This window comes from Nocardiopsis sp. KDC1DS13DA1 (assembly GCF_055632325.1).
In genome coordinates this window covers 293,014-317,269 of record NZ_JBVMUY010000004.1, presented here as the reverse complement: position 1 = coordinate 317,269, position 24,256 = coordinate 293,014, and the positions used below count along the sequence as shown (strand labels likewise).

Annotated in this window: 25 protein-coding genes and 1 riboswitch; of the genes, 8 read left to right on the top strand and 17 right to left on the bottom strand. The window is 72.1% G+C overall.

The genetic code is table 11. The annotated features are described in order from the left end of the window. Positions 1-81 precede the first annotated feature (81 nt). Entirely contained in the window at positions 82-285 is a 204-nt protein-coding gene (locus ACTVAJ_RS03265) for a DUF5999 family protein (RefSeq protein WP_470386505.1), read from the top strand. 40 nt (positions 286-325) lie between these two features. On the opposite strand, the gene ACTVAJ_RS03260 is transcribed toward ACTVAJ_RS03265, so the two are convergent. From ACTVAJ_RS03260 to ACTVAJ_RS03210, 11 genes are all read right to left on the bottom strand, one after another. Next, complete coding sequence (locus ACTVAJ_RS03260; RefSeq protein WP_470386504.1) at positions 326-1,642, bottom strand: tetratricopeptide repeat protein; 1,317 nt, start codon at positions 1,640-1,642, stop codon at positions 326-328. Positions 1,643-1,931: 289 nt separating this feature from the next. Then, entirely contained in the window at positions 1,932-4,841 is a 2,910-nt protein-coding gene (gcvP, locus tag ACTVAJ_RS03255) for an aminomethyl-transferring glycine dehydrogenase (protein WP_470386503.1), read from the bottom strand. A gap of 96 nt (positions 4,842-4,937) precedes the next feature. Then, positions 4,938-5,026: riboswitch (glycine riboswitch) on the bottom strand. 154 nt (positions 5,027-5,180) lie between these two features. Further along, positions 5,181-5,546 carry a hypothetical protein gene (locus ACTVAJ_RS03250; protein ID WP_470386502.1) on the bottom strand — a complete coding sequence of 122 codons (366 nt, stop codon included), beginning with the start codon at positions 5,544-5,546 and terminating at the stop codon, positions 5,181-5,183. 79 nt (positions 5,547-5,625) lie between these two features. Continuing rightward, positions 5,626-6,114, bottom strand: a complete 489-nt coding sequence (locus ACTVAJ_RS03245) for a MerR family transcriptional regulator (RefSeq protein WP_470386600.1) — start codon at positions 6,112-6,114, stop codon at positions 5,626-5,628. Positions 6,115-6,585: 471 nt separating this feature from the next. After that, entirely contained in the window at positions 6,586-7,059 is a 474-nt protein-coding gene (locus ACTVAJ_RS03240) for a bifunctional nuclease family protein (protein ID WP_017597412.1), read from the bottom strand. Between the two features lie 277 nt (positions 7,060-7,336). After that, positions 7,337-7,879, bottom strand: coding sequence for an FHA domain-containing protein (locus tag ACTVAJ_RS03235; protein ID WP_470386501.1), 543 nt, complete (start codon positions 7,877-7,879; stop codon positions 7,337-7,339). A gap of 605 nt (positions 7,880-8,484) precedes the next feature. After that, positions 8,485-10,989, bottom strand: coding sequence for a sugar phosphate nucleotidyltransferase (locus ACTVAJ_RS03230; protein ID WP_470386599.1), 2,505 nt, complete (start codon positions 10,987-10,989; stop codon positions 8,485-8,487). A 305-nt stretch (positions 10,990-11,294) separates the two neighbouring features. Beyond that, a complete protein-coding gene (locus tag ACTVAJ_RS03225) occupies positions 11,295-12,020 on the bottom strand; it encodes a CDP-alcohol phosphatidyltransferase family protein (protein WP_470386500.1) in 726 nt (241 codons plus the stop codon). A 101-nt stretch (positions 12,021-12,121) separates the two neighbouring features. Further along, the gene (locus ACTVAJ_RS03220) at positions 12,122-13,069 is read right to left on the bottom strand and encodes an ArsA family ATPase (RefSeq protein WP_470386499.1); all 948 of its coding nucleotides are present in this window, start codon (positions 13,067-13,069) and stop codon (positions 12,122-12,124) included. After that, entirely contained in the window at positions 13,066-13,380 is a 315-nt protein-coding gene (locus tag ACTVAJ_RS03215; protein WP_470386498.1) for a cory-CC-star protein, read from the bottom strand. The genes ACTVAJ_RS03220 and ACTVAJ_RS03215 overlap by 4 nt, the downstream gene beginning before the upstream one ends. Before the next feature lie 21 nt (positions 13,381-13,401). Beyond that, positions 13,402-15,222, bottom strand: coding sequence for a carbon starvation CstA family protein (locus ACTVAJ_RS03210; protein WP_470386497.1), 1,821 nt, complete (start codon positions 15,220-15,222; stop codon positions 13,402-13,404). 119 nt (positions 15,223-15,341) lie between these two features. Between ACTVAJ_RS03210 and ACTVAJ_RS03205 the strand changes: the two genes are divergently transcribed. Both ACTVAJ_RS03205 and ACTVAJ_RS03200 read left to right on the top strand, forming a co-directional pair. Continuing rightward, positions 15,342-16,133, top strand: a complete 792-nt coding sequence (locus tag ACTVAJ_RS03205) for a hypothetical protein (RefSeq protein ID WP_470386496.1) — start codon at positions 15,342-15,344, stop codon at positions 16,131-16,133. Between the two features lie 69 nt (positions 16,134-16,202). Then, the gene (locus ACTVAJ_RS03200) at positions 16,203-16,991 is read left to right on the top strand and encodes an SAM-dependent methyltransferase (RefSeq protein WP_470386495.1); all 789 of its coding nucleotides are present in this window, start codon (positions 16,203-16,205) and stop codon (positions 16,989-16,991) included. Positions 16,992-17,090: 99 nt separating this feature from the next. Here the strand turns inward: ACTVAJ_RS03200 and ACTVAJ_RS03195 are convergent, their stop codons facing one another. Next, a complete protein-coding gene (locus ACTVAJ_RS03195) occupies positions 17,091-18,479 on the bottom strand; it encodes a flavin monoamine oxidase family protein (RefSeq protein ID WP_470386494.1) in 1,389 nt (462 codons plus the stop codon). Positions 18,480-18,665: 186 nt separating this feature from the next. On the opposite strand from ACTVAJ_RS03195, the gene ACTVAJ_RS03190 reads away from it, so the two are divergent. Continuing rightward, positions 18,666-19,220 (top strand): chorismate mutase, encoded by a 555-nt coding sequence (locus tag ACTVAJ_RS03190; protein WP_470386493.1) that lies wholly within the window; start codon positions 18,666-18,668, stop codon positions 19,218-19,220. Between the two features lie 21 nt (positions 19,221-19,241). On the opposite strand, the gene ACTVAJ_RS03185 is transcribed toward ACTVAJ_RS03190, so the two are convergent. Then, on the bottom strand, positions 19,242-20,453 hold the full coding sequence (locus tag ACTVAJ_RS03185; RefSeq protein ID WP_470386492.1) for an amidohydrolase: 1,212 nt from the start codon (positions 20,451-20,453) through the stop codon (positions 19,242-19,244). A gap of 116 nt (positions 20,454-20,569) precedes the next feature. On the opposite strand from ACTVAJ_RS03185, the gene ACTVAJ_RS03180 reads away from it, so the two are divergent. Further along, the gene (locus ACTVAJ_RS03180; RefSeq protein WP_470386491.1) at positions 20,570-21,079 is read left to right on the top strand and encodes a hypothetical protein; all 510 of its coding nucleotides are present in this window, start codon (positions 20,570-20,572) and stop codon (positions 21,077-21,079) included. 46 nt (positions 21,080-21,125) lie between these two features. Here the strand turns inward: ACTVAJ_RS03180 and ACTVAJ_RS03175 are convergent, their stop codons facing one another. From ACTVAJ_RS03175 to ACTVAJ_RS03160, 4 genes are all read right to left on the bottom strand, one after another. Beyond that, positions 21,126-21,335: a hypothetical protein gene (locus ACTVAJ_RS03175; protein WP_470386490.1), complete on the bottom strand. Its 210-nt coding sequence runs from the start codon at positions 21,333-21,335 to the stop codon at positions 21,126-21,128. Positions 21,336-21,432: 97 nt separating this feature from the next. Further along, positions 21,433-21,684: a DUF397 domain-containing protein gene (locus ACTVAJ_RS03170; RefSeq protein WP_470386489.1), complete on the bottom strand. Its 252-nt coding sequence runs from the start codon at positions 21,682-21,684 to the stop codon at positions 21,433-21,435. A gap of 17 nt (positions 21,685-21,701) precedes the next feature. Next, positions 21,702-21,890 (bottom strand): DUF397 domain-containing protein, encoded by a 189-nt coding sequence (locus ACTVAJ_RS03165; protein WP_470386488.1) that lies wholly within the window; start codon positions 21,888-21,890, stop codon positions 21,702-21,704. Positions 21,891-21,920: 30 nt separating this feature from the next. Further along, positions 21,921-22,745: a helix-turn-helix domain-containing protein gene (locus tag ACTVAJ_RS03160; protein ID WP_470386487.1), complete on the bottom strand. Its 825-nt coding sequence runs from the start codon at positions 22,743-22,745 to the stop codon at positions 21,921-21,923. Between the two features lie 243 nt (positions 22,746-22,988). Between ACTVAJ_RS03160 and ACTVAJ_RS03155 the strand changes: the two genes are divergently transcribed. The 3 genes from ACTVAJ_RS03155 to ACTVAJ_RS03145 are packed head-to-tail and all read left to right on the top strand — an operon-like array spanning position 22,989 to position 23,976. Beyond that, a complete protein-coding gene (locus ACTVAJ_RS03155) occupies positions 22,989-23,513 on the top strand; it encodes an ATP-binding protein (protein ID WP_470386486.1) in 525 nt (174 codons plus the stop codon). Further along, complete coding sequence (locus ACTVAJ_RS03150) at positions 23,510-23,731, top strand: hypothetical protein (protein WP_470386485.1); 222 nt, start codon at positions 23,510-23,512, stop codon at positions 23,729-23,731. The genes ACTVAJ_RS03155 and ACTVAJ_RS03150 overlap by 4 nt, the downstream gene beginning before the upstream one ends. Beyond that, a complete protein-coding gene (locus ACTVAJ_RS03145) occupies positions 23,728-23,976 on the top strand; it encodes a hypothetical protein (RefSeq protein ID WP_470386484.1) in 249 nt (82 codons plus the stop codon). The genes ACTVAJ_RS03150 and ACTVAJ_RS03145 overlap by 4 nt, the downstream gene beginning before the upstream one ends. Positions 23,977-24,256 lie beyond the last annotated feature (280 nt).

Below are 24,256 nucleotides of genomic sequence, written 5' to 3'. Positions count from 1 at the left end.
TCAAACCGCAGCAACATGTGATGTCAGCCACTACCCTTGGCGTCAGCTCAACGCCGAGCGTTCTGGACCGAAAGGCCTTCCATGTTCACGTGCAGCCACGAACCCGCCTGTCCGTCCTACGCGGACACCGACCGCGAGGCCGCCCGGGTGATCGCCAGCCACCCCGAGCAGGGATGGAGCCTGCTGTGCAACGGTGTCGTCCTCTTCGAGGACACCGGGGAACTGCTGCCCGGGGGCCAGATCGTCGCCCCGCACCGGCCGGACGTCGTCCACGTGGCGGCCTGACCCCGGTACCTCCCGTCCCCGGGGCCTCCCGCGGGCCCGCTCAGGAACCGTCGCGCGTCCCGTGCTCCGGCCACCCCTCGGGCAGCGGGTCCTCCCCCATCGCCTCGTGCAGTCGCCGCCGGAAGTCGGCGTGCGCGTCGGCACCCCACACCGTGTCACTCGGCGTACGCAGAGCCTGTTCCATGGCGGAGCGCAACGCGGAGGGGCGCGCCTCGCCCTCCACCAGCGGGACGGCGAGCAACGCGTGCATCCGGGTCACGACCGCGAACAGTTCCCCGGCCAGGACCGGGGTGCTGGAGGTGACCGCGGCCTCCTCCAGGTAGGGCTCCCACCACGGGAACCCCGCGGCCTTGTTCGCGTCCTCCTCGGGGGCGGGCGCGAACCCCCGCCGCATCCGGCGGCGCACCTCCTCGGCCGCCTCGGGGTCGCGGTCGGCCAGGCCCGAGCGCCAGACGCGCTCGGCCCCGTCCGGCTCCCCGCGCAGGGCGAGCAGCCCGGCCAGGAGCTCCACGGCGGCGCCGGAGGCCGCGGGCTCCGGCCGCCCGGTCCCGTCGGTGCCCGGTTCCGGGGCGGCCACCGCGTCCAGGTCGGCGATGGCGTGCTCCAGGTGGGCGGCGGCGCGCAGCAGCCGCAGCTCCGGGATGTCGGCGACCGCCAGTCCCCGCTCCACGGCGGCCCCGGCGGCCTCGGGCCGCCCCCGCTCCAGCAACCGTCCGGCCAGGTCCCGCGCGGCCTCGACGACGGTGTCCGCGTGCAGGGCACTCATCGACCCCTGGTCGGCCGGCAGGTCGAGCGCAGCCTCCCAGTGCACCTCCGCCCGGTCGGTCTCACCCCGTTCCTCGGCGTCACGGGCCAGGCCGTGGTGGGCGACGGCGGTGTAGGCGGGTCCGCCCAGATCCAGCAGACGGCGCCAGACGCGTGCGGCCTCCTCCCGGGCGCCCTCCTGCTCCAGTGACAGGGCCAGGTGGTAGGCGGCGCGCGGAGCGTGGCGGGCGTCGCCCGTGGCCAGGGCACGGCGGGCGGCGTCGCGGGCGGCGGGCAGGTCGCCCCGCTGGTCCTCGACCACCGCCAGGCCGAGGAGGGCGCGGGCCTGCACGGCGGGTGGCGGGTTGGCGGCCACGACCCGCCGGTAGAGCCCGGCGGCCTGCTTGAGGTGCCCGTTGGAGGCGAGGTCCCGGGCCTGGTCGCACAGGACCGCGGGGTCGTCCGAGGAGGGGGTGTCCGCCTCCGGGGAGTCGGCCGGGTCGACCGGGAGGGGCGCGTGCCGCCGGGGACCGTCCGTTGGAGGTGACGGCGGGCGACGGGCGGAGGAGTCCTCGGAACCGGAGCGTGAGGGGGAGCCGGACGTGGTGGTCATGCGCGGTCCGCTTTCCAGGGGCGTCGGTGGTCGCTCGGTGGGGTGGGCACCATCGGTGTCGCCGCCACTGTAACGCGCGCGGGGGGCGGCCCGGGCGGAGGCGGAGGCCGGAGCGGTGGGTGCCGCGGGACTCTCCCCCTCCCCCGCGGCGCGACCGAGCATCACCTTTACGTCGTAGATTTCTGACATGTCCGAAAGAGGGCACCGGTTCCGGGTCGGCGCTCCGGTGTCCGGACACACCGGTGGGAGGGGACCCCGGCGGATCCCCTCCCACGGAGGCGGTCGACCGTCAGAGCTCGAAGGCCTCCGGCGGCGGGCAGGAGCAGACCAGGTTGCGGTCACCGTAGGCCTGGTCGATCCGGCCGACCGGCGGCCAGTACTTGTCCTGGCGCAGCGACGGCAGCGGGTAGGCCGCCTCCGCCCGGCCGTAGCCGTGCTCCCAGGTGTCGGCGGTCAGCGCCTCGGCGGTGTGCGGGGCGCCCCGCAGCGGGTTGTCCTCGGCGTCCCACTCCCCCGCGGCCACGCGGTCGATCTCCCCGCGGATGGCGATCATCGCCTCGACGAACCGCTCCAGCTCGGCGAGGTTCTCGCTCTCGGTGGGCTCCACCATCAGGGTGCCCGCCACCGGGAACGACATCGTCGGCGCGTGGAAGCCGTAGTCCATGAGCCGCTTGGCGACGTCCTCGTTGCTGATGCCGCTGGCCTTCTGGAGCGGGCGGATGTCGATGACGCACTCGTGCGCCACCAGGCCCCCGGCACCGGTGTAGAGCACGGGGTAGTGCGACTCCAGGCGCTTGGCCAGGTAGTTCGCCGACAGCACGGCGGTCTCGGTGGCCGCGCGCAGTCCGTCCTCCCCCATCATCCGGATGTAGGCCCAGGAGATCGGCAGGATGCCCGCCGACCCGAACGGCGCGGCCGAGACGGGGCCGACCCCCGTGTGCGGGCCCGCCTCGGGCTGCCCCGGGTGGTTGGGCAGGAACCCGGCCAGGTGGGAGCGCACCGCCACCGGTCCAACGCCGGGACCGCCGCCGCCGTGCGGGATACAGAAGGTCTTGTGCAGGTTCAGGTGGCTGACGTCGGCCCCGAACTCACCGGGCTTGGCCCAGCCCAGCAGCGCGTTGAGGTTGGCGCCGTCCACGTACACCTGGCCGCCCGCCTCGTGGACCAGGCGGCACACCTCGGTGATGGTGTCCTCGTACACGCCGTGGGTGGAGGGGTAGGTGACCATGATGGCCGCCAGGTCCCCGGCGTGCTTCTCGGTCTTGGCCCGCAGGTCCGCCAGGTCGACGTTGCCGTTGGAGTCGCAGGCCACCACGGCCACGCGCATCCCGGCCATGACGGCGCTGGCGGCGTTGGTGCCGTGCGCGGAGCTGGGGATGAGGCACACGTCGCGGTGGGCCTCGCCCCGGGAGCGGTGGTAGCCGCGGATCGCCAGCAGACCGGCGAGCTCGCCCTGGGACCCGGCGTTGGGCTGGAGGGAGACCGCGTCGTAGCCGGTGACCTCGGCCAGCCAGGCCTCCAGGTCGCGCACCAGCGCCACGCTGCCCTGCGCCTGGTCCAGCGGCGCGAAGGGGTGCAGCCGCGCGAACTCGGGCCAGGTGACGGCCTCCATCTCGGCGGTGGCGTTGAGCTTCATGGTGCACGAGCCCAGCGGGATCATCGTGCGGTCCAGGGCCAGGTCGCGGTCGGACAGGCGGCGCATGTAGCGCAGCAGGGAGGTCTCGCTGCGGTGGGTGTTGAACACCTGGTGGGTGAGGTAGTCCACCCCGCGGCGCAGGTCAAAGGGCACCCGGTCGGCGCTCTCGTCCACGGTCAGCCCGGCGCGGGAGGAGCCGCGCTCGAACTCGCCGAAGGCCGCCAGGACGCGTTCCAGGTCGGCGGGGGTGGTGGTCTCGTCCACGCTGACACCGACCGTGGCCTGGTCGACGGCCAGGAGGTTGTACCCGGCCTCCAGGGCGCGCTCGACGACGGCGGCGGAGCTGGGCACGCGCACGCGCAGGGTGTCGAAGAAGGCGCCGTGCACGACCTCGAAGCCGCGCTCGGCCAGGCCGTCGGCGAGCGCGGCGGCGCGGGTGTGCACCTGGCGGGCGATGGCGCGCAGGCCGTCGGGCCCGTGGTAGACGGCGTACATCCCGGCCATGACGGCGAGCAGCACCTGGGCGGTGCAGATGTTGCTCGTGGCCTTCTCCCGCCGGATGTGCTGCTCCCGGGTCTGGAGGGCGAGGCGGTAGGCGGGGCGGCCCGCCTGGTCCACCGAGACGCCGACCAGACGGCCGGGCAGCTGGCGGCGCAGCTTCTCGGCGACCGCCATGTACCCGGCGTGCGGGCCGCCGAAGCCGAGCGGGACGCCGAAGCGCTGGGTGGAGCCCACCGCGATGTCGGCGCCCAGGTCACCGGGGCTGCGCAGCAGGGTGAGCGCGAGGATGTCGGCGGCCACGACGGCGAGCGCGCCCCGCTCGTGGGCGGCGGCGACGATCTCGCCCGGGTCGCGCACGACACCGCTGGCGGCCGGGTACTGCACCAGGACACCGAAGGCGTCACCGTCGGGCAGGCCCCGGGACAGGTCCGCGACGACGACCTCGATGCCCAGGGGCTCGGCGCGGGTGCGCAGCACGTCCAGGGTCTGGGGGAAGACGTCGGAGTCGACGACGAAGACGTCCGCCTTGCTCCTGGAGGCGCGGCGGGCCAGCGTCATGGCCTCGGCGGCGGCCGTGGCCTCGTCCAGCAGGGAGGCGCCGGAGACGGGCAGGCCGGTCAGGTCGCAGACCATGGTCTGGAAGTTGAGCAGGGCCTCCAGGCGGCCCTGGGAGATCTCGGGCTGGTAGGGCGTGTAGGCCGTGTACCAGGCCGGGTTCTCCATGATGTTGCGCAGGATGACGGGCGGGGTGAGGGTGTCGTAGTACCCCAGGCCGATCAGCGAGGTGCGCACCTGGTTGCGGTCGGCCAGGCCGCGCAGTTCGGCGAGGGCCTCGGCCTCACCGAGCGCCTCGGGCAGGTCGAGCGGCGCGTCGCGGCCCGGACCGGTGAGGATGGACTCGGGAACGGCGGCGGCCATGAGTTCGGCGGTGGAGCCGTAGCCGACGGTCTTGAGCATCTCCGCGGTCTCGGCGGGGGTGGGCCCGATGTGGCGGTCGGCGAAGACCCGGGCGGGGGCGCCGGCCGTGTGCGGCGTCGGGTCTGGCGTGGACTGGTCAGGCACGGAGACCTCCTGGTGACAGGGCCGAGCGGGTCGGCGCTTTCCTCACGGTCTCCCCCTCTGTCACCGGGCATGGTACGGCCCAGGCTTCAGAGCGGCCTCCTCCACGCGGTCCGTGGTGCCTGAGAGGTTACTGGGGAGTATTGCCCCGTCGGCGCCCCTGCCGGGGTCTCTCCCGCGTGGTATTGACGGCCTGTTGACGCTGTGTGTGAATGTAGGGACAGGATGAATGTCGGTTTTCATCCCTGCTGTGACCAAACGGTACTCGATAGCCGCACGGGGAACCGAGCCAGGGTCTCGCGTGTCCGGCGGCCCCGCACCGGCTCCTGGTCCGCAGACCCCTCAGCCGCCGGTGTTCCCGATCGCCCGGCGGATGGTCTCCACCGCGTGGTCGCGGACCGCCGTGTTGGCGGGGTCCCACACCGTGGCGAACCGGGACGCGGCGACCAGGTAGTCCCGGTGGCCGCCCGTCGGCCCGGTCAACCGGATCCGCTGTGTTCCCACCGCGTGCGCCGCCGCCACCTCTCCGAGTCCGGCGGAGTGCCCGACCCGGCGGAACAGGAACGGCACGATCGGCGTGAACAGCAGTCGCCGGTCGGTCAGCACGAGGGTACCGCCGTAGCAAGAGAGGTCCCGCGCTCCCCAGGGCACCCCCACGACCCACCGTCCCAGCTCGCGCTCGCCGTCCCCCGGTCCGTACCGCACCATGCGTCCTCCCGCGGTCTGCGCACACCCTCGTGGGATCGGACGTGCGCGTGGCGGGTCCGGTTCCGCGGCGGGTCCGCGGTCAGCCCGTGCGGCGCTCCCGGCGCCGGCGCGCCAGCTCGTCCACCGGCTGGGACGGCGCGGCGGGCAGGTCGGCGCGCTCCTCGGCCGGGACCACGCCCAGCGCCTCCTCCAGTTCGCGCCACACGTTGCCCAGGGCCAGGCCGAACATGCCCTGGCCGCGCTGCATGAGGTCGACGACCTCGTCGGGCGAGGTGCACTCGTAGACACTGACGCCGTCGCTCATCAGCGTGATGCTGGCCAGGTCGGGGGCCGGCCTGCCACGCAGGTGGTCGACGGCGTTGCGGATCTGCTGCAGGGAGATGCCCGTGTCCAGGAGGCGCTTGGCGACCTTCAGCAACAGGATGTCGGGGAGACTGTACAGAGGGGCGTTGTTGGCTCCGGTGCGCACGCTCGGCTCGACCAGGCCGGTTCTGGCCCAGTAGTCGAGCTGACGGTAGGTGATCCCGGCGGCGGTACACGCCGCTGGGCCCCTGTACCCGACGTCCATCGGCAGCGCCACCACGTCCTCTTCGCACAGTAGGCCCTGCTGCCCCGCTAGCCGCAGCGCGGACCGCCTGTCATGGGTCTCCCGCTTGCCGCCCGCTACCGCCACGCCGACCTCCGGCTCCTCGTCCCACGGCGGTGTCGACAGGGGATGTCCACTCAGGGAAAGGGTGCGCCGCGGGTTCCACTGCACCGACCGTAGGACGACCGGCCGACAGCGTCAACGAAGGCACGCGGCGCGTCGCCAAGTGCACGCGACGCCCGTGTCCCGTGTGCGCGCCGGACCCGGTCCGCGGCCGCCCGGAGGTCCCGGCCGTGACCACCACGTCCCCCTCCCTTGACCCGATAACCCAATCTATCAGTGACGACCACGGCAAACCCGCAGGTCACAGCCGTGTCGTCGGATGTGTCTCCCACCCCCGGAGCGCGCCCTGACACGACGGGTCCGACCCCGTCGCGCGGGCCCCGGGGAGAGCTACTCGGCGCGTCGGCCGAAGTCCTCGGGTGAGATGTTGTCCAGGAACTCCCGGAACGCCTCGACCTGGTCCTCCTGCTCGTCGGGGATCGGCATCCCGGCCTCGTCGATCACGTCCTCGTGGGCGTAGATCGGTGTGCCGGTCCGCAGCGCCAGCGCGATCGAGTCGGAGGGCCGCGCGCTGACCTCCACCCCGTTGCTGAACACCAGTTCGGCGTAGAAGATCCCGTCGCTCAGACCGGTGATGTTCACCGTCTGCAACCCGGTGTCGAGCGCCTCCAGGACGTCCCGGAACAGGTCGTGGGTCAGCGGCCGGGCGGGCGCCACCCCCTGCTGCGCCAGGGCGATCGCCGTGGCCTCCACCCCGCCGATCCAGATCGGGAGGTAACGGTCTCCGTCGGATTCCTTGAGCAGGACAATCGGTTGGTTCGAGGGCATCTCAACCCGGACGCCGACGACCTCCATGTGCTTCACAGCGGCTCCGTCCCACGAGTCGTCATGCCGGATGGGCGCTCGTCCCTGCTCCCCCGTTGGATCAGGACCCGAGGGCGAAATCGGCACCCTTCGTTACAAAGCTCTCCGGAGGCGGGGGTCCGCAAACCTGGTCGCCCCGCCCACCCGTCGCCCGCTTCGCGGGTGGGGAGGCTACCACCCTCGGCCGGGAGCCTCCGGCTCCGCCCCCACCTCGACGGCCGCTGCGCGGGAGGGGAGGCCGTCGCCCTGGATCGAAGGCCTCCACCCCCGCCTCTGGTCAGCGGCGCGGCTTGGTCAGCAAGACCATCCGGAACTTGCCGATCTGGATTTCGTCCCCGCCGCCCAGGGCCGCCTCGTCGACGGGCTCCCGGTTCACGTAGGTGCCGTTCAGGCTCCCCACGTCCCGGACCCCGAAACCGTCGCCGCGGCGGAAGAACTCGACGTGCCGCCGTGAGACGGTCACGTCGTCGAGGAAGATGTCGCTGTTGGGGTGGCGCCCCGCGGTCGTCACGTCGCTGTCCAGTAGGAACCGGCTTCCGGCGTTGGGACCGCGCCGCACGACGAGCAGCGCCGTCCCCGGAGGAAGGGCGTCGGCGTTGGCCGGGTCGTCGGCCGCCAACTCGTCACCGGCCGCCTCCTCCTCGAGGGCCTGGATCCCGGAGATCGAGATGGTGGACGTGACGTCGCCGGCGGAGTCCCCACCCGCACCAGGTTGTGGGGTCTGCTGCTGGGGCCTGCGGACGGGGGTCCCACAGTAGGAGCAGAAACGGGCATCATCCGCAACGGCGTGACCGCACTGCGTGCAGTAAACGCTCGACATAGGTCGGCTCGGCCTCCTACCGCACGGGGCGGTGCTTGATTCGGCTGATCGGTGACACGTCCCGGACACCGTACGGGTCGTTCACCCGCACGCCGCCCGGAGCGTGCTGAGACGGCCCGCTGGCAGGCAGCGGCGCGTCTCACACGGTCGGTCGCTTGGTCTCATCCCCCATGCTGTACTCCTTGTCACTGCCGGCCCGGCCCCGCCGTCGCTGTGGCGCCCGCCCGGTGGTGACGCGGTGCGTCAGGGAACACTCGACTTTAAACCATATCCCTGTCCAGGAAGGGTTTTGCTCCACCTCGGCCTGCCGTGGGCGCCCGGACCCGCCCGCGACGGAGGCAACGGCGGACCCGGCACCCGGGGCACCGTCTCCGCCGGTGCCCGCCCCCGTCGAGATGGACACCTGCTCTGGTGCTGATGCCGCGCGGGGCGGATTGGTTCGCAGCTGAGCCAAACGGATTCGCGCGAACTTTCCACCACCGCGATGACCTGCCGTTATGTCCAGTTTAACGGGAAGTTTCGCGCCTGGGTGGGGACCGTGTCCCTTCGGTGAACGCGCCGTGCGGGTGCGGGCGCGACCCCGCCCGCACCCGCGTGCGCGCCGGTCAGCCCTCGGCCCGCTCCACGACGGCGGCCCACTCGTCCAGCAGGTGGTGCGCCGTGTCTGGGTCGGGACCTTCGGCCCAAAGGTGGGTCACGGCCTCGGCGGTGTCCGGCAGGACGAGCGCCCAACTGCCGTCGGCCTCCAGGACCCGCACCCCGTCGGTGGTGTCCAGCTCCCGTTCCCCGGCGGCCTCCACCACGGCCCGCATGACGCTGCCCTTGACCGCCCAGGGGGTGGGCACCGAACGGCGGAGCAGGTGCGCCTGCGGAATGGCGCGGTCGATCTGGCCCACGGAGCGCCGGGTGCGCGCCACCAGGCCCAGCAGCCGCACGAAGGCGGCGATGCCGTCGCTGGTGGGGCTGAACTCGGGGATGACGAACCCGCCCCTGCCGTCACCGGCGAAGACGATGTCCCCCTCCCCCGCCCGGACGGCCTTGGTCAGCTCGTCGGTGGCCGTGGCCGTCCACCGCACCGTGGCCCCGTGTGAGGAGGCCACCCGCTCGGCGACGCGGGTGGTCGTGACCGGCAGCGCCACCGTTCCGCCACCGCGCTCGGCGGTGACCAGGTCCAGCACGACCAGCAGCGCCCGGTCGCCGTCGACCAGCTCGCCGTTCTCGTCCACGATGGCCAGCCGCTCGGCCACCGGGTCGAACCGGACGCCGAAGTCGGCCCCCGAGCTGGCCACGAGCTCGCCCAACCGCTCCAGGTCGCGCATCCGCTTGGCCGGGGTGTCGGTCGGCGAGGCCTCGTCCAACCGGTTGTTCACCGTGAGCACGTCCACGCCGATCCGGCCCAGCAGGGACGGCAGGATGAGCGACCCCGTCCCGCCCGCGCAGTCGACCACGACCTTGAGTTCGGCCTCGGCCACGCCGCTGGTGTCCACCGCGCGCAGGAGGTCGTGCGAGTAGTTCTCCACCCCCCGCGAGGGGAAGGACAGCTCACCGATCTCCCCGGGGAAGGCCCGGCGGTACTCGGCTCGGGAGAAGACCCGGTCCAGCTTGCGCTGGGAGGCGGGCGACAGGTCGGCGCCCTGCCCGTCGAGGAAGAGGATGTCCACCGACTCCGGGTCCCCCGGGCTCGTGCGCAGGTGGATACCGCCGCTCACCCCGCTCTGGGAGGTGTGGAAGCGCGCCACCGGAAGCGGCACGACCTCCAGGTCGCGCACGTCGATCGCCGCCGCCGTCAGCGCGCTGATCACCGCCCGCTTGAGGGTGCGCGCGGCCCGCGAGACGTCACGGGAGGTGGTGACGATCGCGCCCTTCTTCAGGGTGGTCGCGTAGGCGTTGGCCAGCCGGACCGCCAGTTCGGGGGTGATCTCGACGTTGATCAGGCCGGACACCCCGCGCGGGCCGAAGAGCGAGCGCTGCCCGCGCGACTCCCACACGACGTTGGTGCTGACCACCGCACCGGCCTCGATGGTCTTGAAGGGGTAGACCTTGACGTCGTTGTGCACGTAGGCCTCGGACTCGATGACGCAGTCCTCGCCCACGACCGCGCCCTCCTCGATCCGGGCGGCGGCCATGACGTCGGTGTTCTTCCCGATCACCGCGCCGCGCAGGTTGGCGCCGCGGCCGATGAACACGTTGTCGTGCAGGACCGTGCGGTGGCAGAAGGCGTCGGAGCGCACCACGGCGTTGCTGCCGAGCACGGTGTACTCGCGCAGTTCCGCCCCGGCCTCGACCTTGGCGTAGTCGCCGATGTACAGCGGTCCCTTGAGGACGGCGTCCGAGTCGACCTGCGCGCCCTCGCCGACCCACACCCCGGGTGAGACCTCGAAGCCGTCGATGTCCACGTCGACGCGGCCCGAGAGCACGTCGGCCTGGGCGCTGAGGTAGCTCTCGTGGGTGCCGACGTCCTCCCAGTAGCCGTCGGCGACGTAGCCGTAGAGGGGCTCGCCCTCCTTGAGCAGTTCGGGGAAGACGTCGCCGGACCAGTCCACGACCTCGCCCGCGGCGACGCGTTCGAGGACCTCGGGCTCCATGATGTAGATGCCGGTGTTGACGGTGTCCGAGAAGACCTGGCCCCACGTGGGCTTCTCCAGGAACCGCTGGATGCGGCCCTGTTCGTCCACGATGATGATCCCGAACTCCAGCGGGTTGGGGACCCGTTTGAGGGCGATGGTGACCTTGGCGCCGCGCTCCCGGTGGAAGCGCACCATGTCGGTGAGGTCGATGTCGGTGAGCGCGTCACCGGAGATGACGATGAACGGTTCGCCGCGCAGGTGCTCCTCGGCGTTCTTGACGCTGCCCGCGGTTCCGAGGGGAACCTCCTCGGCGACGTAGTGGAGCTTCATGCCCAGCTCCTCACCGTCCCCGAAGTGGTTGCGGATGAGGGTGGCCAGGAACTGGACGGTCACCACCGTCTCGGTGAAGCCGTGTTTGCGCAGCAGCCGGAGGACGTGCTCCATGATGGGCTTGTTGACCACCGGCAGGAGGGGTTTGGGCTGGTTGGCCGTCATGGGGCGCAGGCGGGTGCCCTCGCCGCCCGCCATCACGACGGCCTTCATCGGGGGCGCGGCCGGGGCGTGGGCACCGTCGCCGCTGCGGGTGGGCCCGTTCTGGGCGCTGGCGTCGGTCATCGCCGGGACCTCCGTACAGCGGTGCCGTCGGAGGTCGCGGCGCGGGGGTGGGAGCGCGCGTCGTCGCACGCGGTGGGACATGTTCTCATGGCGGAGATGACACTCCCTCTCGATCCGACAGGATTCGCGGTGAGCCGTTCCGCCGGTTCGTGTTCGCTTCGGGGTCGAAGCCGGGTCCGGCCCCGAATCGTGGTGCGTCCGTTCGCCCTCGGATTCCGCTGCGGGTTCCTCCGTCAGCGGTCGCCTGGTCGTTCGGATCGGGTCGATCCGTGCTGCGGCCGCGCTGGGTCGCTGTCCTCGGTGTCCGTCCGGCCACCTGTGTGATCAGCGCGTTCGTCGCGGCGGGTCTGGGCGATCAGGCGCAGCCCCTGTACGGCATAAAGCAGTCCGGCCCACCAATAGAGAGCAGTTCCCCAGAGGGCGAACGCCCAACCTATAATTCTCGCCACATCTGAGACAATCGACGTGTGACCCGCGATAAACAGCAGCGGGAACGCGTACAACAGGCACAGCGTGGCGGCCTTGCCCGCGAAGTTCACCGGCAGGGGCCCGTACCCGAAATGCCGCAGTAACGGCAGCGCGCCCAGGATGAGCACGTCGCGCAGGACCAGGATGCCCATCAGCCACCACGGGATGATGCCCCGGACCACGAGGCCGAGCAGCGCGGCGAAGATGTAGAGCCGGTCGGCGAGGGGGTCGAGTACGGTTCCCAGCCGCGAGGTCTGGTTCCAGGCGCGGGCGATCTTGCCGTCCAGCCAGTCGCTGAGTCCGGCGAAGGCGAGCACCAGCAGGGCCCACCAGTCGGCCCGCGGCCCCAGCACCAGCCACAGGAAGACCGGTACACCCAGTAGCCGGAGCATGCTCAACAGGTTCGGGACCGTCCAGATCCGGTCACTGACCACGGGTCCGGCCACGTCGCCCCCCGCCTCGCCTCTGCCGTCTTCCCCGGATCGCCCCATAGCGCCAACGATAGCGGTCGGTGGGGCCGTTTCCCGCCATCACGGCCGTCACCTGGTGTGACGTGCCTTGCGGGGGTCGGCCGGTGCCGCGGCGGCGCCCCTCACCGGGCCGGGACCGCGTCCAGGAACGGCACGAGCCGACGCAGGCGCTCGGGCCCGGTGGGCTCGGTGTCCTGGAGGGGCACCCGCACCACGCCCAGGTGCGCGAAGCGCTCCCGGGTCAGCGCGAGGGCCTCCGCTCCGTCGGGACCCGCCGCCCCCTCCGGCGGGACCTGGTTGACGATGACGGGCGCGAGCCGGAAACCCGCCTCGGAGAGCTGGTCGACGGCGCGCCCGGTCTCGGCGAGCACCATGCGGCGGGGCACGGTGACCAGGGTGACGGCGGCGTCCTCGCGCAGGCGGGCGGCGGCCCGCTCCAGCCGGTGGCGCCGGGTGTGCAGCCGCTCCAGCAGGGGGTCGTCGGCCCCGTCCGCACCGCCGACGACGTCGGCCAGGGCCTCGGCCCGCCGGGCGCGCTCGCGCTGGCGGGTCAGCCCCGTCACCCACGGGGTCAGCAGCGTGGGCAGGTGGAGCAGGCGCAGCAGGTGCCCGGTCGGGGCGCTGTCCACGACCAGGTGGTCCCAGCGCCCACCGACCTCCTCCATCCGGTCGACGAGCAGGTCGGCCAGGGCGGACTCGGCCATACCGGGGCTGGCGCCCGCCTGCTCCAGGTGGCGGTGCACGGCGGGCATGACCTCGCGGGGGACGGCGCGGCGCGCGTCCTCGGCGACCTGGGCGATCCGGCGGCGCACGGCGGCGTCGGCGTCGGGTTCGGCCGCCCACAGGCCGGGGGCGACCGGTGTCGGCTCGTCGGACAGCGGCCGCTCCAGGGCGTCGCCCAGGGAGTGGGCCGGGTCGGTGGACACCACCAGGACGCGGCGGCCCGCGTCGGCCAGGGCCAGGGCGCGCGCGGCGGCCAGGGTGGTCTTGCCGACGCCGCCCTTGCCGCCGACGAAGGTGATCGGCGCGGCGGCGGGAGACGGGTCGGCGGACGTGGTCGGGGTGGTCAACAGCAGCCTCCGGGGGCGCCGAAGTCGTCGCGGCCCAGGCGCTGGTGCCACTCGTGCAGGTCGGCGACCATGTACGGGATCAGGTCGAGGGTCTCGTAGGCGACGGGGTTGTCCACGCCCAGCGTCTCCAGCATGAGCAGGGCCCGCAGGGTGTCCTGCTGGGTGCGGGCCTCGCGCTGGCGGGCGTGGCCCCAGCGCGCCTCGAACACCGCCTGGTGGAAGGCCTCGAACCGGCGCCAGGAGGAGACGGCGCGCCGCCAGGCCCGGCCCAGGGGGCCGGACCCGGCGGCGGTGGCGGGCGCGGTGCTCACGAGGGGGTGTCCGCCCGCTGGTCAGGCATCGCCGTCGGCCCCCTCCGCGGCGGGCTCGGGCGTGTCCTCGTCCCTCGCCTGCTCCGCGGGGGGCTCCCCGGCGCCCGCGGTCCGGCGGGACAGGAAGGCCCGGCGCAGGGCGATGGCGGCCTCGACGGTCATCCACAGGGCCAGGCCGAAGATGGCCAGGTCCAGCGGCGCGAGCACGAACCGCTGGAGGGGGTCGTCGGCGCCGACGAAGGTGACGAGCTGGATGACCAGCGCCCAGGAGGTCATCACGACGAGGAAGACCAGCGGGACGAGGATGACGATCGGGTTGCGGCCGCGCTTGGTCACCCAGACCGCGATGACCGACAGCGCCAGGCCCGCCGTGAGCTGGTTGGTGGTGCCGAAGAGCTGCCAGAGCGTGCCCAGGGCGAAGTCGCCGGGCACCAGGGCCAGTGCCAGCCCCAGACCGACCGTGATCAGCGTCGCGGCGGTGGCGTTGCGGGACAGGAAGGTGAACGCCCCGTGGGCCGCGCCGCCCGCGCGCGCCCGGTCCGCCGCGATGGTGCTGATCTCCTGGATGGTGTAGCGCTGGAGGCGCACGGCGGTGTCCAGGGAGGTGGCGGCGAAGCTGATCACCACGACGCTGGCGAAGACCAGGCCCATGCTCTCGGGCACCCCGATGTTGCTGGCGAAACCGGCCACGCCCTGGACGAACCGGCCGCCCGCGCCGGTGCCCGCGGTCTCCCAGTCCGCGTACAGCTGGGTCCAGGTGGTGTCCTGGTTGGTGGACAGGACCATGATCCCGGCGGTGCAGGCCAGGATCGAGCAGACCGCGAGGGTGCCCTCCCCCAGGGAGCTGAGGTAGCCGACGTAGCGGGCGTCGGTCTCCTTGTCGAGCTGCTTGGCGGTGGTGCCGGAGGAGACCAGGCTGTGGAATCCGGACACGGCGCCGCACGCGATCGTGATGAACAGCAGCGGGAAGATCGACGGCGACCCGTCGGGGACGTCGCCGCGGAAGGCGGGCGCCTCGATCGTGTTCATCCCGACGATCACGCCGAGCATGATGACGGCCAGCGCCAGCATCATCTGGTGCTGGTTGATGTAGTCGCGCGGCTGGAGCAGCATCCACACGGGCAGGCGCGAGGCGAAGAAGGTGTAGGTGAACAGCAGCACCACCCACACCGTGGACGCCTCGACCCCGAGGGCGCCCGCGACCGGGTCGACGGTGATCGGCACCAGCTGGCCCAGCGGGATGCACACGTAGACGACCACGAGCGCGATGACCGACGGCAGGAGCGCGGCCGTGCGGCGGCGGTAGACGACCTGGCCGACGCCGATCGCCAGCGGGACGGTGACCAGGACCGGCAGCACCGCGGCGGGGGTGGCGATGAACAGTCCGGCGATGACCACCGCGAACACGGCGTTGACCATGGTCACCAGGAAGAAGATGATCAGCAGGAACAGGATGCGCGCCCGGGTGCTGATCACGTCGCTGGCGAGCGTGCCGATGCTGCGGCCCTTGTGCCGCACCGACACGACGATCGACCCGAAGTCGTGCGCGCCGGAGGCGAAGATCGTGCCGAGCACGACCCACAGCAGGGCCGGTCCCCATCCCCAGAACACCGCGATGGCCGGTCCGACGATGGGTGCGGCACCGGCCACGGAGATGAAGTGGTGGGCGAAGACGATGTGCTTGTTGGTGGGGAGGTAGTCCACCCCGTCCCGGTGGGTGTGGGCCGGAGTCACGAAGTTCGGGTCCAGCTGGTAGACCCGGTCGGCCAGGTAGACGGAGTAGAAGCGGTAGCCGAGCGCGAACAGCGCCAGGGCCCCGAGGAGGACGGCTACGGCAGGCATGGGAGGTTCCTTGCGTGTCGGCACCGCGGTGTGGCTGCCCCGCTGGTGCTTTCGGCTGGGGGATGTGGGTACAGTCCCGAGAAGTTAACATGAGAGCCACGTCACAGAAAAGGTTCGATGTGAACGATTGGGACACGGCGTGGCGGCGTTCCCCCGCAGGTGAGATGTGCTGGCTGTCCGACGACGGGCCCGTCGGGGTGCCCGTCGTCCCGCTGCTCGCGGACCACCCCTGCGTGGCGCTGCCCATGGCCTACCTGCACCTCGTCGACTCGCTGCTCAACCGGGCGGCGTTCTGCCTGACCACGGCCGCCGGCCCCGGTGAGCCGACACTGGTGGCCACCGGCCGGATCCGGGTGCGCCTGGACCTGGACGGGTCGGAGTTCGACGGCGAGCTGGTCGAGCAGGAGGTGCGCAAGCACCCGCCGACCCGGCTGCGCGCGGGCAGCCTGATGGCGCGCAGGGAGAACTGGTGGTGGATGTCGCGGGCCGTGGTGAGCCTGGTCGACGTCGACCGTGTCCGCCACATCCCCGCCCGCACCCGGCCGAGCGACGCGTTGCTGGTCCGGGAGGTCGACGCGGACGTGAGCGTGGACGTGGTCACCGCGGCGGACTGGTCGGTCGGAGCGGGCGGCGAGGTGGAGCTGTGGCCGCGCGACGGCGGGGACCTGGACGGGGACGGCGGGACCGCGTTCGTCTTCGGCCACCAGGCCAGCCCGGACTACGAGCGGTGGGAGCGCTGGAGCAGGACCGGTTCCCTGCGCGGGCAGACCCTGGAGATCACCGGGACCGAGGGCGGCCCCGACCTCGAACCCCAGCCGTTCGGCCTGTTCGAGCGGTTGCGCAACCACCGCAGGGTGGAGCGCGCGTGCCGGGCGGGGATCACCGCCGCCGAGCGTCGGCTGGTGCGCTGAGGAAGCCGTCCGCCCGCGGGAACCGGCCCGGCGGTGGCAGCCGCGCACACGGCCCTCTACTCTCGGCGCATGGATTCCTCACGCCCCCTGATCGACACGACCACCGCCCACTCCGCCCGTGTGTGGAACTACTGGCTGGGCGGCAAGGACAACTACCCGGCCGACCGGGAGGTCGGCGACTACGTCCTGCAGGCCTACCCCGAGATGGTCGCCGCCGCCCGGGCGGACCGGGACTTCCTCATCCGCGCCGTCACCCACCTGGCCGAACGGGAGGGTGTCCGCCAGTTCCTCGACATCGGCACCGGGCTGCCCACCCACCACAACACCCACGAGGTCGCCCAGGCCGCCGCCCCCTCCTCGCGTGTGGTCTACGTCGACAACGACCCCATGGTCCTGGCGCACGCCCGGGCCCTGCTCACCAGCCACCCGGACGGCACCACCCACTACGCCGACGCCGACCTGCGCGATCCCTCCACCGTCCTGGCGGAGGCCGCCGACCATCTGGACTTCGACCAGCCGATCGGGCTGACCATCCTGGGCACGATGGGCCACTACGCCGGCCAGGAGGCCTACGACATCGTGCGCGGCTACGTCGACGCGCTCCCCCCGGGCAGCTTCCTGGTGATGTGCGACGGCACCGACACCAGCCCGGAGATGGTCGAGGCCGCCAAGCGCTGGAACGACACCGCGGCCGCGCCCTACCACCTGCGCACTCCGGACGGGATCGCGCGGTTCTTCGACGGGCTGGACCTGCTCGAACCGGGTGTGGTGTCGGCGACGCTGTGGCGGCCGGAGGCCGCCGAGGTGGGGCGTCCCCGCGAGGTCGACCAGTACGGGGGAGTGGCGCGCAAGGGCTGACCGCCGTGCCCCGTGCGGGCCGGTGCCCGCATCCGGGGGCGGACGGGCCCCGACCGGTCCGCCCGGGGGCGGTGCCCGCGGCCGGTGGGCGACCGGGACCTACTCGACGCCGAGGATGCGGTCGGCCGCGCGCAGGCCGGACAGCAGCGCGCCGTGCACGGTGGCGGTGTGCTCGATCTCCGTGGCCTCTCCCGCGAAGAACAGCCGATCGCCCACCGGTGCCGCGAGGGCCTCGCGGTCGGTGTCCCCCGACCCGACCGCCGTGTAGGAGAAGGCGCCCCGGGCGAACGGGTCCTCCAGCCAGTGCGTGAGGTAGTGGTCGACCGGATCGGGGACCTTGCGGAACAGGGCGCGCAGCGACGCCATCGCGTGCTCGACCACGTCCCCCTCCTCCATCCGGCCCAGGAACCTCGCCGCGTTGCCCCCGTTGCGGCAGACCAGGACGGGCACCCCCCGGATGCGCTGGCCCGCGTACCAGTGGAACCAGGTCCCCTCCTCCGTGCCCAGGTGCACGATGACCTCGGCGTCGCCCCAGAAGACCTCGTCGAAGAGCAGGAACAGCTTCTCCAGGCGGCCGTTGCCCAGGCGCTCGATCGCCTCGCCCTTGTCGGTGGGCAGAGCGGGCGAGAACTCCACCTGTCCGGCCTTCAGCACGCCCAGCGGCAGGGTGACCAGGACGCGGTCGGCGGTCAGGGTCTCCTCGCCCTCCGGGGTCTCCACGCGCACCGAGGCCCCCTGGTCGTCGTGGGAGATCCCCAGGACCACGTGGTCCAGGCGCACGTCCAGCCCCAGGGCCAGGTGCTCGGTGAGCTGGCTCATCCCGTCGGGGAAGACGACGTCGTCGCCGCTGAACTCGTGCAGCGCGGCCACGGCGCTGAAGGCGACCTCCCGGGCGTCGGCGCCGTGGTCGGCCTCGATGATCCGGTGGACGATCTCGCCCGCGTCCCTGGCCCGCGCGCGGACCAGGTTGGCGTCGTAGAGGGCCTGCTGGATGCCCTCCTCCATGGACTCGCTGGGGTCGGCGCCGACGTTGGCCCAGTACATGTGCTCGTGCAGGAGGTTGACGTCCTCCATGTTGCGGCGGTGGCGGTCGAAGAGGAGGCGGCGGCCCTTGGGGTCGTAGGCGGTCTCGGTGGAGCGGTTGAACACGGCCGTCCTGGCGCCGACCTCGCGGACCAGCACGGCGAGCGGGTTGTTCTGCTCCCCGCGCATCCAGGAGGCGCCCTCGTCGATGGTGAAGCCCTCCCAGGTCCGGATCGAGTGGACGCGCCCGCCGGTCCGGTTCCGGGCCTCGACGACGGTGATCCGCTCCCCCGCGTCCGCGAGCCGGTTGGCGGCGGCCAGGCCCGCCATCCCGGCGCCCACCACGATGGTGTGCCCCCTGCCCGGTCCGGCCTCGCGGCCGCGCGGCTCGGCCTCCCGCTCCACCCTCTCCTCGGCGACCGGGGCCTCGGTGGTCTCCTCACTGACGTCTGCCGGGTCAGCCATCGTGTGTCCTCTCGCCGGTACCAGCCAACGATCGTGACCCTATGTGTGCAAACAGACACACCCGAGCCCGACACCCCGAGGTGCGCCCGCACACCGCCGATCCACACTACGGTGACTCACGATCATAAGATCACCACTCTCTGTTAGATTCGTGAGTCCCTCGACCATCGATCCCAAGGAACGACCGTGCTCGCGCTCGTACTCCCCGTCACCCTGGCCCTGTCCGCGACCCTTCTCGCCACGCCCGCCAGAGCGGGTGCCACGGGCGACCTCGGGGATCTGGTGGAGCTGTCCGCCGAGCGGGTCACCGTCGCCGAGGCGATCGCCGCCGCCAAGTGGCACACGGGCGCCGGGATCGACGATCCGGCGCGCGAGGAGCAGATCCTGGCCTCCGTGGCCGACCACGCCCGCCGTGCCGGGCTGGACCCGCGGGTGGCGACCGCGGTGATGCGCGACCAGATCGAGGCCAACAAGTTCGTGCAGCGCGGGCTGATCACCCGGTGGCACCACGACCCGGACCGGGCACCGCTCCAGGAACCCGACCTGTCCGAACTGCGGCCGGCGCTCGACCGCATCACCGCCGAGCTGGTGGAGGAGCTCAAGGCCACCGAGGGGACGCGGACCAGGCCGGGCTGCTTCGACACCCTGGCCAGGGACACCCACCGCGTCGCCGCCGGATACGGGTTCGACCCGCTGCACACGACCGGGCTGGTCCGCGCGCTGCCCTCGGTCTGCGGCTGAACCGGCGCGCCGACCGGCCGCTCAGTGCCCCTCGGGAGGCAGCAGCACGCCGTCCCGGGCCACCACGCTCCCGCCGTGCACGACCGCCCACGGGCGCGGCACGTCCACGACCACCTGCGGCAGGCACTCGCCCTCGATGAGGAGGAAGTCCGCGGGCGAGCCCGGGGTGAGGTCGGCGCGCGCCAGGCCCAGCAGGTCGGCGCCGTCGTGGGCACAGGTGAGGTAGGCGTCGCCGAGGTCGTCGTCCAGGCGGGCGCGCAGGGACCGGGCGAGCAGGTGGGCGCGGTGGAGCATGTCGGCGTTGCCGAAGGGGCTCCAGGCGTCGCGGACGCCGTCCGAGCCCACGCCCACGCGCACGCCCCGCTCGCGCAGCGCCCTCGTGGGCAGGACGCTCGCGGGGCCGGGGGCGACGGTGGTCAGCCCGATCCCGGCCTCCGCGAGGTCGTCGGCCAGGCGGCGCAGGTCCTCGCCCGCCACCTCGGGGACGCGGAAGGCGTGGCTGACGGTCACCCGGCCGCGCATGTCCAGGGCGCGGGTGCGGTCGATGACGGCGCGCAGGGCCGTGTGGCCGGGCCCGCCCCGGTCGTGCAGGTGGAGGTCGACGCCCACGCCGTGGCGCTCGGCGATCCCGAAGACGAGGTCGAGCTGGCCGTCCAGGTCCCCGTCGAAGGTGCCCGGGTCGATGCCGCCGACCAGGTCGGCCAGGCCGGAGCGGGCGGCCTCCTCCAGGAGGTCGGCGGTGCCCGGCGCCCGCAGGACGCCGTGCTGGGGGAAGGCGACGGTCTGCACCCGTGTGGCGTGCGCCAGGTTGGCCTTCGCCTTCTGGACACCCTCCAGACCGGCCAGGCCGTAGGCGGGGGCGACGTCGGCGTGGGCGCGCATGGCGCGGGTGCCCAGGGCGGCGGCGTGCGCCATGAGGCGCTCGGCGCGCACCCCGACGGGGGTGGGCAGGGTGCGGAAGAGTTCGGCGTCCTGCTCACCGAGCTCGGCGATGCCGTGCGCCGCCCGCCGCGAGACCCAGGGTTCGCCCCAGGTGGTCTTGTCGGGGTGGATGTGCGCGTCCACCAGGCCGGGCAGGGCGAGGCGGCCGCCGCAGTCCACCACCGTCCCGGCGGCGGCCGTGCCGGTGTCGGCCGCGGAGGCGATCTTCCCGTCCGCCACCACGAGGTCGACGGGGTCGCCCCCCATCGGCCTGACGTCGCGGAACACCGTCGGCTCGACCTGCTGTGCCATGGTGGGCCCCTCCATTGCGGGTTCGGGTCGCGGTCGGATGACCGGATGACACGGCAGCATGGCAGGTGGTGCCAGTCCACCGCCACCCCCGCGACGAGGAAGACGAGGGAAACCGCATGAGTCCGGAGGTCGGAAAGCTCGCCGCGCGGATCCGCGCGATCGGCTGGGAGACGGACGTCGACCGCACCCGGTCCCGGGTGGCCCTCATGCGGGAGTACCTGCGCCGGTCCGCCGTGTGGACGCGGGCGCTCGGCGCGACCGGCTGGCCCCTCCACGACATCGCCGCCGTCGCCGCGCCCGGGATCCGGGCGGAGGGGGCGGTGGTCGCGTCGGTGCGCGGGGACCCGGACCTCGCCCGGCAGTTCCCCGCCGTGGGGCGCACCTGTGTCTGGGCGCTGCACCTGGCGGCGGCCCGGGACGCGGGAGCGGCCCTGCCCGCTCTCCCCGACCCCTTCGACCCGCTCATCCGCATGTACGAGCGCGGCGGCGGGTTCTCCCTCTCCACGACGGGGACCGTCGACGTGGACGGTGTGGGCATCCGCCGCGGCACCCTCCTCCAGCACCTGGGCGACATCCCCAGGGCGCCCGGGACCGACGCCGGACTCGACGCACTCGACGGGTGGTGAGGCCGTATCGCACGGCCGGGCACACGAACGGGCCCGTGTCGTCCGCCTACAGGGCGATCGGCCGGTAGGACAGGGCCCGCTCGACCACCTCGTCCGGCGACAGATCCCCTCCCCAGAAGATCAGGCCGCCGACGTAGCCGGTCGGGCAGCCCAGGGCCCTGTCGAGCCGGTCCAGCCAGCCGTGCTCCTCGCCCTCGGAGGCGCCGCGTGCCTCCATGATCCGCCGCACCAGCGCGACCGCCTCCCCACGGCTCATGCCCACCGGCTCCACGGCGCCTCCTCCACGGTCCGCCCGCTCCCGGGCTCCGACAGCGACGGCCCCGGGAGTGCGTTTTCTCCCGGGGTTCGACCGCCTACGGACGGGAGGGGGCCGCCGCGCCCTTCAGGGAGGAGACGAAGGTGCTCCACTCCCCCGAGGCGAACGTCAAGTGTCCAAGCTCAGGCTGCTTCGAGTCGCGCACGAGCGAACGAGATTCGACGTCCGCCACCTCCACGCACTCCTTGCCAGTGCCGCTATAGCTACTGGTACGCCAGTTCGCGACCTCGACACACTCACCGCTGGCTTTCGAATGACTACTCTTCCGCCAGACCAGAGCTCCGAACATGTAGCCACGCACCTCCGCTAAGCCTTGAGGCAGGTGAGAAACACCCTCCACTCGTTCGAGGTGAACGTCAAGTGTCCAAGCTCAGGCTGCTGAGAGTCACGCATCGCCAAACCATCCGCGATGTCCCTGACCTCCACACAGGTAGGTCCGTTCCCGCTGTAGGACGACTTCCGCCAGTGTCGTGGCTCGGGATACGAACTGGGCATGTGACGGTTCCCCTCCATCGGGTGGAGAGCTCACTCCACCAGTGACTCGATGAACGCCTGTGACTCGGTCGGCGACAAGGCCAGCTCACACAACCGGTTGTAGGCCAACCTGTAGTAGAAGACCTGAGCCTCGTCCTCGACGTAGAGACTACTGGTCATGGCCTCAACATGAACCACATCGTCATCATCCTCCTCTGGAAACCCAAGGATGGTGAATTCACCCGCAGTGGATGGATGTGCCCCGGACGAGGTCGACAGCACTTGCAGGTTGATGTTGCTCCGCCCCATCAGTGCAAGAAGATGCAGGAGTTGCTCCCGCATCGTCTCCGAGCTACCGATCTGCCGCCGCAGTACCGCTTCGTCCAGAACCACGTCCAAAGTTCGACTCTCGTCTGAGAGGAACCGCTGCTGCCTCTCCATGCGCACCTTGATCCGCCGCTTCACCTCTCCCGGCGGTGAGAACAGCAGCGCGGCCTGGATGATCTCCCGTGCGTAAGCCTCCGTCTGAAGGATCCCCGTCACAACCTGGGGCGTGAAGATCGCCACCGATGACGCTTCGTTCTCCAGTTCGATGTAGTTCGCATAGTCACGCGGAATCGCATCGGAGTAGTCGTCCCACCAACCTTTGACCTTGGCACCCCTACGCAGGTCGACGTAGCGATCGTGCCGCTCCTCAGGGATCCCGTACAAGTCCAGCAAACGCCTCAGTTCCTTCGGCTGAACCGAGGTTCGCCCGGTCTCGATGCGACTCACCTTGGACTGCGACCAGCCCAGGCGCTCAGCGACCTGCTCTCCAGACATTCCGGACTTTTCACGAAGACGACGCAGTTCCGCCGAAAGCTTGCGACCTCGCACAGTTCTCCTGCGTTGCTGCATTCCATGTCTCCCGAATCTCTGATCCGAATTCTCTCGAAGCACTGACAAGCAGCCACCTCGTGCAGTACACATGAAGTCAGTGACTTATGCACGGACTCGATGCAAGCGTACTTGCATGGATCTGGCCTTGCATGGGTTTCTCCAACAGAACGGCCCTGTCGTGCGGTCGCAACGCACGACAGGGCCTGAGCCCTCGAACCTGGTAAGGACAGGTGAGGACCTGTGAACGAGCGTAGTGCTCCCGTGCCCGAACCCCCGAACCGCCCCGAGATGCGGCGCTTCCTGGGTCGCTTCCCCAACTCTCTGGCCTCGGTCGGGGACGCCCGGTACTGGCTGTGGCAGCGGCTGGACCTGGCCCGGGTACCCGAACCACCGCGCCACGACGCCCTGCTGATCCTCAGCGAGATCGCCACGAACGCCCTGCTGCACGCCCCCGCCGGGCGAGGCGGCGGGGCGTTCCTCGTCTCCGTCTTCCTGTACGCGCACTGCCTGCGCGTCGCCGTCCGCGCGACCGGAGGCCCCGCCCTCCCCCGCCTGGAGGTCGTGCCCACCGAACCGGACGCCGAGCACGGGCGCGGCCTGTTCATCGTCAACAGCCTGGCCGACTCCTGGGGGATCGAGCGCACCCGCTGCGGCCCCTCGGTCTACTTCACCCTGGAGTGGGACCAGGCCCCGGAAGAACAGGACCCGTGGACGGCGCACCGGTCCCGGGCGGACCGGCTCCACACGGCGGGGGTCCGGCGATGAGGGCCGGATACCCGCTCCACCCGAGTCGGGAGCTCGAACGCCTGCGCGCCGACTTCCCCGACCACCTGATCTGCGAGCTCCACGACGGGGCCGGACGCCCGGTCTTCACCGCGACCCTGAACCGCCGCCGCTGCCCCTGCCCGCCCGACCTGGTCACCGCCACCACTCCCGTGGCCCTGCGTGAGGCCCTGGGGCGCCAGCGGCACGGTGCGCGGTGATCGCCGTGGAACGGGCCCGGCCGACGACCACCTTCCCCCGCTGGTCGAGTCCGATCACGCGACCCCAACCCGAGCCCCACGTGTCACTCGCGGACCTGCGCCGCCGGGGCTGGACGGTCTGGTTCGGGCGGCACACCCGGCAGTACTGGGCCGCGCACACCGGCCGCATGCGTCTGGTCTGCGCCAACACCCCCGAGAAACTCATCCGCACGATGACACAGGTGGGTGACCGACCCCCGGGATGACGAGAACACCCCCGAAGGCCGGTGGGCCTTCGGTCGGCACCGACGAAGCCCTCGACCGCGCGACCGGCACCCTGGAAGGCACCACCGGCCACCGGGGTTCACCGGCCGCCGGTCAGGGCAGTCCTCCCGGCGAAGGTCGACACACATGATGGGGTGGAAACCATGAGCGACGAAAGCGCCCCTCCCCCGTGCCAGGAAACACCGTCGGCTCTGCTCGACGCGCTCGCCGCAGCCGATATCAAGCGGCTCGTGCGCGCATCCCGTGAGAACGACGGGGACG